This is a genomic window from unidentified bacterial endosymbiont (assembly GCF_918797525.1).
Taxonomy (GTDB): domain Bacteria; phylum Pseudomonadota; class Gammaproteobacteria; order Enterobacterales; family Enterobacteriaceae; genus Enterobacter.
Map to the genome: position 1 here is coordinate 3,721,425 of NZ_OU963893.1, position 11,645 is coordinate 3,733,069.

The 11,645-nt window shown below is 52.9% G+C and carries 12 protein-coding genes; 10 read left to right on the forward strand and 2 right to left on the reverse strand.

Annotation, left to right across the window (positions count from 1 at the left end):
- Nucleotides 1–2: 2 nt before the first annotated feature.
- From cyoB to NL510_RS17880, 6 genes are all read left to right on the forward strand, one after another.
- Nucleotides 3–1,994: a cytochrome o ubiquinol oxidase subunit I gene (gene cyoB, locus NL510_RS17855; protein ID WP_253378868.1), complete on the forward strand. Its 1,992-nt coding sequence runs from the start codon at nucleotides 3–5 to the stop codon at nucleotides 1,992–1,994.
- Nucleotides 1,984–2,598 (forward strand): cytochrome o ubiquinol oxidase subunit III, encoded by a 615-nt coding sequence (locus tag NL510_RS17860; RefSeq protein ID WP_253378870.1) that lies wholly within the window; start codon nucleotides 1,984–1,986, stop codon nucleotides 2,596–2,598. Before cyoB ends, NL510_RS17860 begins: the two co-directional genes overlap by 11 nt.
- The gene (locus NL510_RS17865) at nucleotides 2,598–2,924 is read left to right on the forward strand and encodes a cytochrome o ubiquinol oxidase subunit IV (RefSeq protein WP_253378872.1); all 327 of its coding nucleotides are present in this window, start codon (nucleotides 2,598–2,600) and stop codon (nucleotides 2,922–2,924) included. Before NL510_RS17860 ends, NL510_RS17865 begins: the two co-directional genes overlap by 1 nt.
- A gap of 11 nt (nucleotides 2,925–2,935) precedes the next feature.
- A complete protein-coding gene (cyoE, locus tag NL510_RS17870) occupies nucleotides 2,936–3,823 on the forward strand; it encodes a heme o synthase (protein ID WP_253378874.1) in 888 nt (295 codons plus the stop codon).
- 191 nt (nucleotides 3,824–4,014) lie between these two features.
- Complete coding sequence (locus tag NL510_RS17875; RefSeq protein WP_253378876.1) at nucleotides 4,015–5,073, forward strand: peptidase inhibitor family I36 protein; 1,059 nt, start codon at nucleotides 4,015–4,017, stop codon at nucleotides 5,071–5,073.
- 219 nt (nucleotides 5,074–5,292) lie between these two features.
- A complete protein-coding gene (locus NL510_RS17880; RefSeq protein WP_253378878.1) occupies nucleotides 5,293–6,654 on the forward strand; it encodes an MFS transporter in 1,362 nt (453 codons plus the stop codon).
- 30 nt (nucleotides 6,655–6,684) lie between these two features.
- Here NL510_RS17880 and NL510_RS17885 read toward each other — a convergent pair whose 3' ends face one another.
- Complete coding sequence (locus NL510_RS17885) at nucleotides 6,685–7,176, reverse strand: YajQ family cyclic di-GMP-binding protein (protein ID WP_253378885.1); 492 nt, start codon at nucleotides 7,174–7,176, stop codon at nucleotides 6,685–6,687.
- Between the two features lie 124 nt (nucleotides 7,177–7,300).
- On the opposite strand from NL510_RS17885, the gene panE reads away from it, so the two are divergent.
- Together panE and yajL are read left to right on the forward strand one after the other, a co-directional pair.
- On the forward strand, nucleotides 7,301–8,212 hold the full coding sequence (gene panE, locus NL510_RS17890; protein ID WP_253378887.1) for a 2-dehydropantoate 2-reductase: 912 nt from the start codon (nucleotides 7,301–7,303) through the stop codon (nucleotides 8,210–8,212).
- The gene (gene yajL, locus NL510_RS17895) at nucleotides 8,175–8,765 is read left to right on the forward strand and encodes a protein deglycase YajL (RefSeq protein ID WP_253378889.1); all 591 of its coding nucleotides are present in this window, start codon (nucleotides 8,175–8,177) and stop codon (nucleotides 8,763–8,765) included. Before panE ends, yajL begins: the two co-directional genes overlap by 38 nt.
- A 106-nt stretch (nucleotides 8,766–8,871) precedes the next feature.
- On the opposite strand, the gene thiI is transcribed toward yajL, so the two are convergent.
- On the reverse strand, nucleotides 8,872–10,320 hold the full coding sequence (gene thiI / locus NL510_RS17900) for a tRNA uracil 4-sulfurtransferase ThiI (RefSeq protein WP_253378891.1): 1,449 nt from the start codon (nucleotides 10,318–10,320) through the stop codon (nucleotides 8,872–8,874).
- A 178-nt stretch (nucleotides 10,321–10,498) separates the two neighbouring features.
- On the opposite strand from thiI, the gene xseB reads away from it, so the two are divergent.
- Both xseB and ispA read left to right on the forward strand, forming a co-directional pair.
- Nucleotides 10,499–10,741 (forward strand): exodeoxyribonuclease VII small subunit, encoded by a 243-nt coding sequence (xseB, locus tag NL510_RS17905; RefSeq protein ID WP_253378898.1) that lies wholly within the window; start codon nucleotides 10,499–10,501, stop codon nucleotides 10,739–10,741.
- Nucleotides 10,742–11,641, forward strand: a complete 900-nt coding sequence (gene ispA / locus NL510_RS17910; RefSeq protein ID WP_253378901.1) for a (2E,6E)-farnesyl diphosphate synthase — start codon at nucleotides 10,742–10,744, stop codon at nucleotides 11,639–11,641. It begins immediately after the preceding gene.
- Nucleotides 11,642–11,645: the final 4 nt, after the last annotated feature.

Genomic DNA, 11,645 nt, shown 5'->3' on the forward strand with positions numbered 1-11,645 from the left:
AAATGTTCGGAAAATTGACACTGGATGCAGTGCCCTACCATGAACCCATTATCGTGGTTACGGTGGCTGCAATTATCATCGGTGGCGCAGCCTTACTGGGCTTGATCACTTACTTTGGTAAGTGGAGCTACCTGTGGAATGAGTGGCTGACTTCGGTTGACCACAAAAAACTCGGCATCATGTACTGCATCGTCGGTATCGTCATGTTAATTCGTGGCTTTGCGGATGCAATCATGATGCGTAGCCAGCAGGCGCTCGCGTCTGCGGGGGAAGCGGGCTTCCTGCCGCCGCACCACTACGATCAGATCTTTACCGCCCACGGCGTTATCATGATCTTCTTCGTGGCGATGCCGCTGGTTGTAGGCCTGATGAACGTTGTCGTTCCGCTGCAAATCGGCGCCCGCGACGTTGCGTTCCCGTTCCTGAACAACCTGAGCTTCTGGCTCACGGTGGTCGGCGTCATTCTGGTTAACCTGTCACTGGGCGTGGGCGAATTTGCACAGACCGGCTGGCTAGCTTATCCGCCGCTGTCGGGCATTGAGTACAGTCCGGGTGTAGGCGTTGACTACTGGATTTGGGCGCTTCAGCTCTCCGGTGTCGGTACTACCCTGACCGGTATTAATTTCTTCGTGACCATTATCAAGATGCGTGCCCCTGGCATGACCATGTTTAAGATGCCGGTATTTACCTGGGCCTCTCTGTGCGCCAACATCCTAATTATCGCGTCATTCCCAATTCTCACCGTCACCATCGCGCTGCTGACCCTGGACCGCTACCTGGGCACCCATTTCTTTACCAATGATATGGGTGGCAACATGATGATGTACATCAACCTGATTTGGGCATGGGGCCACCCGGAAGTTTACATCCTGGTTCTGCCTGTGTTCGGCGTGTTCTCCGAAATCGCGGCGACCTTCTCGCGTAAACGCCTGTTTGGTTACACCTCACTGGTGTGGGCAACCGTGTGTATTACCGTTCTGTCGTTCATCGTTTGGCTGCACCACTTCTTCACCATGGGTGCGGGCGCGAACGTAAACGCCTTCTTCGGTATCACCACGATGATTATCGCAATCCCTACCGGGGTTAAGATCTTCAACTGGCTGTTCACAATGTATCAGGGCCGTATTGTGTTCCACTCAGCAATGCTGTGGACCATCGGCTTCATCGTTACCTTCTCCGTAGGTGGCATGACTGGCGTACTGCTGGCGGTACCAGGCGCTGACTTCGTTCTACACAACAGCCTGTTCCTGATTGCGCACTTCCATAACGTTATCATCGGCGGCGTGGTCTTCGGTTGCTTCGCGGGCGTAACCTACTGGTGGCCAAAAGCGTTCGGTTTCACCCTGAACGAAAAATGGGGTAAACGCGCGTTCTGGTTCTGGATTATCGGCTTCTTCGTGGCATTTATGCCGCTGTACGTGCTGGGCTTCATGGGGATGACCCGTCGCCTGAGCCAGCAAATTGATCCACAGTTCCACCCAATGCTTATGATTGCAGCGGGTGGCGCAGTCCTTATTGCATGTGGTATCGCCTCTCAGCTGATCCAGTTCTACGTTTCTATTCGCGACCGCGATCAGAACCGTGACCTGACCGGTGACCCATGGGGTGGCCGTACGCTGGAGTGGGCAACCTCTTCTCCACCGCCTTTCTATAACTTCGCCGTTGTGCCGCAGATCCATGAACGCGACGCATTCTGGGAAATGAAAGAAAAAGGTGAAGCGTACAAGCAACCTGCGCATTACGAAGAGATCCATATGCCGAAAAACAGCGGTGCGGGCATTGTGATTGCCGCCTTCGCGACGGTATTTGGTTTCGCAATGATCTGGCACATCTGGTGGATGGCGATTGTTGGCTTCGCTGGCATCTTAATCAGCTGGATTGTGAAGAGCTTTGACGAGGACGTGGACTACTACGTACCAGTCCGTGAAGTTGAAACGCTGGAAAAGCAGCATTTCGACGAGATTTCTAAAGCGGGGCTGAAAAATGGCAACTGATACTCTGGCGCACTCAACTGCCCACGCGCATGAGCATGCGCACCACGATACAGGACCGATGAAAGTCTTCGGTTTCTGGATCTACCTCATGAGCGACTGCATTCTGTTCTGCTGTCTGTTCGCAACCTATGCCGTTCTGGTGAACGGCACTGCGGGCGGGCCAACCGGCAAGGACATTTTTGAACTGCCATTCGTTCTGGTTGAAACCGCACTGCTGTTAATCAGCTCCATCACCTACGGCATGGCGGCTATCGCCATGTACAAAAACAACAAGAGCCAGGTTGTCTCCTGGCTGGCGTTGACCTGGTTGTTTGGTGCTGGATTTATCGGGATGGAAATCTATGAATTCCATCACCTGATTGCGGAAGGCTTCGGCCCGGATCGCAGCGGCTTCTTGTCAGCGTTCTTTGCGCTGGTCGGTACGCACGGTCTGCACGTAACCTCGGGTCTGATCTGGATGGCGGTACTGATGTTCCAGGTATCCCGCCGCGGCCTGACCAGCACTAACCGTACCCGTATCATGTGCCTGAGCTTGTTCTGGCACTTCCTGGACGTGGTGTGGATCTGTGTGTTCTCTGTTGTTTATCTGATGGGGGCGATGTAATGAGTCATTCAACCGATCACGGCGCTTCCCACGGTAGCGTAAAAACCTACATGACAGGTTTTATCCTGTCGATCATCCTGACGGTTATCCCGTTCTGGATGGTGATGAACGGTTCTGCGTCGAAGCCGGTCATTTTGGGTGTCATCCTGGTGACTGCGGTGATTCAGATTCTGGTGCATCTGGTCTGCTTCCTGCACATGAACACCAGGTCCGATGAAGGCTGGAATATGACTGCCTTTATCTTTACCGTGATTATCATCGCTATCCTGGTAGTCGGTTCCATCTGGATTATGTGGAACCTTAACTACAACATGATGGTTCACTAAGAGCGGCGAGTATGTTTAAGCAATACCTGCAAGTCACGAAACCAGGCATCATCTTTGGCAACCTGATCTCCGTAATCGGAGGGTTCCTGCTGGCCTCTAAGGGCAGCATTGATTACACCCTCTTTATCTCTACGCTGGTCGGCGTGTCACTGGTTGTTGCGTCCGGTTGTGTATTTAACAACTACATCGACATGGATATCGACAAGAAGATGGAAAGGACCAAAAATCGGGTGCTGGTGAAAGGTCTGATCGCCCCTTCCGTCTCGCTGGTGTACGCCACCTTGCTGGGTATTGCTGGCTTTATGCTGCTGTGGTTTGGCGCTAACCCCTTGGCCTGCTGGCTCGGGGTGATGGGTTTCGTGGTTTACGTGGGCGTTTACAGCCTATATATGAAGCGTCACTCCGTCTACGGTACGCTGATTGGTTCTCTCTCCGGCGCCGCGCCGCCGGTGATTGGTTACTGCGCCGTCACGAACGAGTTCGACAGCGGTGCGCTGATCCTGCTGGCTATCTTTAGCCTGTGGCAGATGCCGCACTCCTACGCCATTGCGATTTTCCGCTTTAAGGATTATCAGGCAGCGAACATCCCGGTTCTGCCGGTCGTGAAGGGTATCTCGGTTGCCAAGAACCACATCACGCTGTACATCATCGCCTTTGCCGTGGCGACGCTGATGCTCTCTCTGGGTGGTTACGCTGGATATAAATATCTGGTGGTGGCTGCGGCGGTGAGCGTCTGGTGGCTTGGCATGGCGTTGCGCGGTTACAAAGTGGAAGATGACAAAGTCTGGGCACGTAAACTGTTCGTGTTCTCGATTGTCGCCATCACTTCCTTGTCGGTGATGATGTCCGTGGACTTTATGGTGCCCGATTCACAGCACCTGCTGACTTACGTCTGGTAACAGCGTTCCGTTTTAAAAAGGCGGGGTTATCTTCTGATAATCCCATCTTTTATTATCATGCCGTCTATAAATTGCATCATTTAGCGCCTTTCCCCCGCCTCCCCGCCATCTACATCCTATAGACTTCCTCCAACTTGCAAACGTCAGCAAGTAAAAAATTAATTGCTATATCACTCATTGAGGAAATTATCATGTCCAATGAACAAGTCTATTTGATCAAAAACAGTACAGGCGCAGACAAATGCCCAGCTGGAAAACTGGCGCTTTATACCAATATAAATTTCAACGGCGGCGAAATTGGCGACATTCTTATCATGTCACCTGACGTTGAACTGGATAAAGCACAACTGGAAAGTTACGGTTTTATTCTCGGCGAGCACGATGGCGTTTCAAGCGTCGTGAATAATATGGATCAAGATGCGACCCTGGTTTCCGGGTTATATCTTGACGGGCAAATTCTAACGGTAAAAGCGGGAACGCAAATCAAAACCCTGGTTGATTTTCCACTGGGTGCTAAAAACTGGAACGACGCCGTAAACTCCGTTGTCTCTGCAGGGGTAGATACGGTAAATGTTACCATGAGTATCGAAGATAATCTTACGATACAGGATGGCGAGGTTTATTCCGCGCTGCTGTTGCTGCGCAATAACTCCAGCAAAGATGTAAACGGAGCGGTCATCACCGCGACAACCAGCAATGCATCCGTTTTTACCATTCAGCCCTTCACACAAACGGTAAATATTCCGGCAAAGGGCACCGCGACCGTGCGTATCCCGCTGGAAGGCGAAGCAATGGGCACCGCTACGCTAACCTGTACCCTGAATATGCCATTTGGGATCATTAACAATGCTAACAATATGAGCTATACCACCGTGCGGATCACTGAACCCCGCGATCTCGAGGTAACTCAGCAGTATTTAAGCAGCTGGCAGGACACATGGCCAAGCACCGATTATCTTTATAGTTACAAACTGATGCTGAGTTCCGCCAAAACGCGTGTTGTAAGATGGGAGCTTTCATTTATTCTGCCAGAAAAGGCGAAGGTTTATCCACAATGGCTGGAAAGTGAAAGTAGTTGGATCAGCCTGAATGTCGAGAAATCCGTCAATGGGAATATTTATCTGGACAGTCAATCAGGTCATACGATTGATCCAGGAAAATCTGTAGAACTGGATATTCAGATCCTGTACCCCAATCAGAGCGAAGAAAATAAAACGCTGAAGAACCTTCGTCTGGTTCAGCTGGCGTAATCTGAGCCAGAGTGCTTTAGCTTAATACGCCACAGGATACGTTATTTCATTCAGAATAAACGTATCCTTTTCACATGACTTATGTCTCTGCACTGGCTAACCTCCTGCCTGATTTAAACTGCTCTGACCAGCACTCATGTAATATTTATTAATTATCACTCTGTTTACCCCGCCCCTTCCCCGCACTACACTATGGCCTGCTTTTGAATTGAGGTGGTAATGAACGATTATAAAATGACGCCAGGCGAGCTTCGCGCGACCTGGGGTTTAGGGACTGTCTTCTCGCTACGGATGCTTGGCATGTTTATGGTCCTGCCTGTTCTGACCACCTACGGTATGGCGCTACAGGGAGCCAGTGAAGCCTTGATTGGCCTCGCAATTGGCATTTATGGTTTGGCCCAGGCGGTTTTTCAAATCCCCTTTGGCTTGCTCTCCGACCGCATTGGTCGCAAGCCACTGATTATTGGGGGATTACTGGTCTTTGTGCTCGGCAGCATCATCGCCGCCCTCTCTCACTCAATATGGGGGATTATTCTTGGCCGCGCCCTGCAGGGTTCTGGCGCTATCGCCGCTGCGGTGATGGCGCTGCTGTCCGATTTAACCCGTGAACAGAACCGCACCAAAGCGATGGCCTTTATCGGCATCAGCTTTGGCGTCACCTTTGCGATTGCAATGGTGCTTGGCCCGATCATCACCCATACGCTGGGCCTGCACGCGCTATTCTGGATGATTGCGGTGCTGGCAACCGTCGGTATTGCGTTAACCCTGTGGGTGGTACCGGACAGCAAACATCACGTCCTTAACCGTGAATCCGGGATGGTGAAAGGCTGCTTTAACAAAGTCATTGTTGAGCCACGCCTGCTCAAGCTGAACATCGGCATTATGTGCCTGCATATTTTGCTGATGTCGACCTTCGTCGCTCTACCCGGCCAGTTGGCGGCGGCAGGTTTTCCTGCGTCTGAGCACTGGAAAATTTACCTCGTGACGATGCTGATTTCATTCATCTCCGTGGTGCCGTTTATCATTTACGCCGAAGTGAAGCGCAAGATGAAACGTGTCTTCGTTGGCTGCGTCACCGTACTGCTGATTGCTGAAATCGTACTGTGGGGCTCCGGTCCGCACTTCTGGGAACTGGTGGTGGGCGTACAGCTTTTCTTCCTGGCATTTAACCTGCTGGAAGCACTCCTGCCGTCACTGATCAGTAAAGAATCCCCCGCTGGCTACAAAGGTACGGCGATGGGCATTTACTCCACCAGCCAGTTTATCGGCGTTGCCATCGGCGGTGCGATCGGCGGGTGGATTGATGGCCTGTTTGATTCACAAACCGTGTTTCTGGCAGGCGCGCTGCTGGCTATGGTCTGGCTGCTGGTCGCCAGCACCATGAAAGAACCGCGCTACGTGAGCAGCCTGCGCGTGGAAATTCCTGATGATGTCGAGATTAGCGAGACCTTGAAACAGCGTCTCGAAGCCACTGAGGGGGTAAGTGAAGTGCTTATTGTCCCACTGGAGCGCAGCGCTTATGTCAAAATAGACAGCAAGGTGACTAACCGCTTCGAAGTGGAACAGGCCCTGAAAGCCTGAAAAATGCCCGGGAAAGCGGGCATTTTCGTTTTAATCGCGGAAGTTTTTAAACTGGAACGGCTGTCCCAGATCGCCGCCGCGGATTAGCGCCATCACGCCCTGCAGGTCATCGCGTGATTTTCCGGTCACGCGGATCTCTTCGCCCTGAATCTGCGCCTGGACCTTCAGCTTACTGTCTTTGATAAGCTTAACGATTTTTTTCTGCATCGCGCTCTCAATACCCTGCTTCAGCTTCGCTTCAACGAACCAGGTTTTGCCGCTGTGCACAAACTCTTCCGGCACATCCAGCGACGTGCCTTCAATTCCACGTTTTAACAGCTTGGCACGCAGAATATCGAGCAGTTGGTTGACCTGAAAGTCTGATTCGCTCAACACCTTAATAGTCTTATTCGCATCATTCAGTTCAAAAGTGGCCTCAACGCCGCGAAAATCGAAACGAGACTCAACTTCACGGCTTGCGTTATCCACGCCGTTACGCACTTCCTGGATATCAACTTCGGAAACAATATCGAAAGATGGCATCTTTTCTTCTCCATTCATTTTTGTTGCGTTGCATAATACCCGCAACGAGGCATAACGAGAAGCTTAGCTGACGGCGCTATACTTAAGCCGTAACACCTGGCGCAGTTGCAGGTGAGGAGGAACCATGAAAATTACAGTGCTCGGTTGTGGAGCCCTTGGTCAATTGTGGCTTACCGCGCTATGCAAGCACGGTCACGAAGTACAGGGCTGGCTGCGGGTGCCACAACCCTACTGCAGTGTAAACCTGATTGATGAAGACGGAAGTATCTTTAACGCATCACTGATCGCTAACGACCCTGATTTCCTCGCACAAAGCGATCTGCTGCTGGTTACGCTTAAGGCGTGGCAGGTTTCATATGCGGTGAAAACCCTGGCGGCTCAGCTCCCCGCCACATCGCCTGTTTTGCTGCTGCATAACGGTATGGGAACGATCGATGAGTTAAAAAGTGTCCCGCAGCCGCTGCTGATGGCCATCACCACCCACGCCGCGCGCCGGGATGGCAATATTATCGTGCATGTCGCCAGCGGCGTAACGCATATTGGCCCAGCTCGTGAACAGGATGGCGACTACAGTTATCTGGCAGATGTTCTGCAAACCATCCTGCCAGACGTGGCCTGGCACAATAATATTCTGCCGCAACTGTGGCGCAAGCTGGCGGTTAACTGCGTGATCAATCCACTGACGGCGCTGTGGGATTGCCCGAATGGAGATCTGAAAAACCACCCACAGGAGGTCGCGACGCTATGCGCTGAGGTGGCCTCAGTCATCGAGCGAGAAGGGCTGCACACCTCTGCAGAGGATATACATTATTATGTCGGGCAGGTCATTGGCAGTACGGCAGAAAATATCTCCTCGATGTTGCAAGACGTCCGGGCATTGCGTCACACCGAAATCGACTATATTACCGGTTATCTGTTGAAACGCGCCCGTGCGCACGGCATTGCAGTGCCTGAAAATGCCCGTATGTATGACCTGGTTAAACGTAAGGAGAATGAGTATGAGCGCGTCGGCACTGGTATGTCTCGCCCCTGGTAGCGAAGAAATGGAGGCCGTGACCACCATCGATTTAATGGTGCGTGGCGGTATCGCGGTGACCACGGCCAGCGTCGCCAGCGATGGCAATCTGGCTGTCACCTGTTCACGCGGGGTAAAGATCCTTGCGGATGCCCCGCTTGTCCAGGTGGCAGATGGAGAATACGACATCATCGTACTTCCCGGCGGACTGAAAGGGGCAGAGTGTTTTCGCGACAGCCCTTTACTGGTTGAAACCGTTCGTCAGTTCCATCTCTCTGGTCGTATCGTCGCGACGATTTGCGCCGCCGCCGGAACGGTGCTGGTTCCTCACGATATCTTTCCCATCGGCAATATGACCGGTTTCCCGGGGCTGAAAGATACGATCCCGGAAAACCATTGGGTGGATAAACGCGTCGTCTGGGATCCGCGCGTCAACCTGCTCACCAGCCAGGGGCCGGGCACCGCGATTGATTTCGCGCTAAAGATTATCGACCTGCTGGTCGGGCGTGAAAAAGCGTATGACGTCGCGTCGTCGCTGGTGATGCCCGCGGGGATTTATAATTATTACCAATAAAAGCAAAACGGCAACCACACAGGCTGCCGTTTTTACGGTTTTCGCCCCCCTCCCGGCGGGATAGGGTCGGAGTGAAGGCATTCCGCCGCACTCCCCTGCAATAAAACTATGGGCGATACACCTTCACATTGGCAAAGCCCTGCTCGCGCAGATACAGCGCCTGCAGGCGGCTCATCACCCCGCGCTCGCACCACAGCAGATAGGTTTTGCTCTTGTCGAGGTCGCCAAACTTGGTGCTCAACCTGTAGAACGGCAGAGAAACCACGTCAACACCGTCGACGTTAAGCGGCTTAGCATCCTGTTCGTCAATCGAACGGATATCCACAATCACATCGCTGGTGCCAAAACCGCTGACGGTTTCCACTTCCACCACCTCCTGCTCGGTCTGCTGGGCAATCTCGCGGATATCAATGTTAGACGCTTCGGCGACCACCTTCTCAAGAATGGCAAAATCGAAGTGCTCTTCTTCCGCTTCAATCTTCGCCTTCACCGCTTTAACGGTGGGACTTTTTGAGATAACACCGCAATACTCCGGCATGGTACGGGCAAAATCTTCGGTACCGATTTCGCGTGCCAGGTCGATGATATGCTCTTTATCGTGGGAGATCAGTGGACGCAGGATCAAGGTATCAGACACGTTGTCGATAAGACGCAGGTTGGTCAACGTCTGGCTGGAAACCTGGCCCAGCGCTTCGCCGGTGACCAGTGCCTGCACGCCATAGCGCTCTGCAACTTTGGACGCCGCACGCACCATCATACGCTTTAACACTACGCCCATCTGGCCGTCGTCCACTTTCTCGAGGATTTCACCGACCACAGGTTCGAAGTTGATTGCCACGAAACGCACGCGATGGGAGCTACCGAAGCGGTTCCACAGATAATGCGCCACCTGACGCACGCCAATTTCATGCGCCGCGCCACCCAGGTTAAAGAAACAGTAGTGTACGCGGCACCCGCGACGCATCAGCATATAGCTGGACACGCCAGAGTCGAAACCACCGGAGATCAGCGACAGCACATCCTCCTGGGTACCGATCGGGAAACCGCCAATGCCCTCATAGCGACCTTTCACCAGCAGCAGGCGATCGTTCTCGATCTCCAGATTGACGGTCACGTCGGGGTTAGACAGCCGCACGCGCGCGCTCTCAACGTGTTGGTTAAGCCCACCCCCCACGTAGCGCTCCGCTTCAATAGAGCTAAACTCATGCTTACCCCGGCGCTTCACGCGCACGCAGAAAGTTTTGCCTTCGATCTGGTCACGGTACTGGAGCAGCGCTTTCTCGAAGATGTCATGCAAAGAGGTGAACGGAACGTCTTCCACCTCCAGAATATGGTGGATCCCAGGAATACGGGTCAGCGCATCGCGAATATCAAGACGCTTGTTCTCGTCCTTCGCGCGCACTTCAACGTGATCCCAGTGACGAACCACAGCAAGCGTTTCGTCATAATTTTTTAATACGTTACGGATGTTCCCGGTGAGAATTTTAATAAAGCGCAAACGGACAGATTGGCTTTTGATGGTGATTTCAGGGAACAATTTAATGATAAACTTCATGGCGGCAATGTTTCTTAGGCAAGCGGATTAAGGCTTGTATTGGAAAATGATACAGCAGCCCACACCCGTGGCTGCATCCAGGCGCGCAAGTATACCACCATCGCGCCGCTCGCGTTATTTGATAATTCCCCCAAGTTCGTTACCATGTCGGGGCGAAGAATAGAAGAGTCAATTTACTATGCCGAAGAAGAATGATGCACCAGCCAGTTTTGAAACTGCGCTGAATGAACTGGAGCACATTGTTACCCGCCTTGAGAGCGGCAATCTCCCGCTGGAAGAGGCGCTCAACGAATTCGAACGCGGCGTGCAACTGGCGCGCCAGGGTCAGGTCAAACTGCAGCAGGCTGAACAGCGCGTGCAGATCTTACTTTCCGACAGCGAAGATGCAAAAACAACGCCCTTCACACCGGACGCCGAATAAATGGATTTTGCCAACGAGCTTCAGGCGTGCGTCGTTCGCGCCAACGACGCCCTGCGCCGTTTTATCGCGCCACAACCTTTTCAGAACACTCCTCTGGTTGAAGCCATGCACTATGGGGCACTCTTGGGTGGTAAGCGCCTGCGGCCGTTCCTGGTGTATGCCACGGGCAATATGTTCGGTATCAGTGATAACACGCTGGACGCCCCGGCCGCGGCCGTCGAGTGCATCCATGCCTATTCACTGATCCACGACGATCTGCCAGCCATGGACGACGACGATCTGCGTCGTGGTCAACCAACCTGCCATATCCGGTTTGGTGAAGCGAATGCCATTCTGGCGGGTGATGCTCTGCAAACGCTGGCATTCTCAATATTAAGCGATGCGCCAATGGTTGAAGTCAGCGACCGCGATCGTCTGGCGATGGTCTCCGAACTGGCAATGGCCAGCGGTGTCGCCGGAATGTGTGGCGGTCAGGCGCTGGATTTAGAGGCGGAAGGACACCAGGTTAATCTGGAACAGCTGGAGCGCATTCATCGTCATAAGACGGGCGCACTGATTCGCGCCGCCGTTCGGCTGGGCGCGCTGAGCGCGGGTGAACAAGGACGGAAAGCCTTGCCGATACTGGACATATACGCAGAAAGTATCGGTTTAGCGTTCCAGGTACAGGATGACATTCTGGATGTGGTGGGCGATACTGCAACATTGGGTAAACGTCAGGGTGCCGACCAGCATCTTGGCAAAAGTACCTACCCCGCCCTGCTGGGCCTTGAGCAAGCCCAACGTAAAGCCCGGGATCTGATAGCCGATGCCCGCCAGTCGTTGAATGAACTGGCAGCACAATCGCTGGATACCTCGGCACTGGAAGCGCTAGCGGAATACATAATCCAGCGTGATAAATAACAAC

Coding starts and splice junctions, on each gene's coding strand:
- NL510_RS17885 (WP_253378885.1), bottom strand. CDS start 7,176: ATGCCATCTTTCGATATTGTTTCCGAAGTTGATATCCAGGAAGTGCGT.
- yajL (WP_253378889.1), top strand. CDS start 8,175: ATGAGCGCGTCGGCACTGGTATGTCTCGCCCCTGGTAGCGAAGAAATG.
- NL510_RS17860 (WP_253378870.1), top strand. CDS start 1,984: ATGGCAACTGATACTCTGGCGCACTCAACTGCCCACGCGCATGAGCAT.
- cyoE (WP_253378874.1), top strand. CDS start 2,936: ATGTTTAAGCAATACCTGCAAGTCACGAAACCAGGCATCATCTTTGGC.
- thiI (WP_253378891.1), bottom strand. CDS start 10,320: ATGAAGTTTATCATTAAATTGTTCCCTGAAATCACCATCAAAAGCCAA.
- NL510_RS17865 (WP_253378872.1), top strand. CDS start 2,598: ATGAGTCATTCAACCGATCACGGCGCTTCCCACGGTAGCGTAAAAACC.
- panE (WP_253378887.1), top strand. CDS start 7,301: ATGAAAATTACAGTGCTCGGTTGTGGAGCCCTTGGTCAATTGTGGCTT.
- NL510_RS17875 (WP_253378876.1), top strand. CDS start 4,015: ATGTCCAATGAACAAGTCTATTTGATCAAAAACAGTACAGGCGCAGAC.
- NL510_RS17880 (WP_253378878.1), top strand. CDS start 5,293: ATGAACGATTATAAAATGACGCCAGGCGAGCTTCGCGCGACCTGGGGT.
- ispA (WP_253378901.1), top strand. CDS start 10,742: ATGGATTTTGCCAACGAGCTTCAGGCGTGCGTCGTTCGCGCCAACGAC.
- xseB (WP_253378898.1), top strand. CDS start 10,499: ATGCCGAAGAAGAATGATGCACCAGCCAGTTTTGAAACTGCGCTGAAT.
- cyoB (WP_253378868.1), top strand. CDS start 3: ATGTTCGGAAAATTGACACTGGATGCAGTGCCCTACCATGAACCCATT.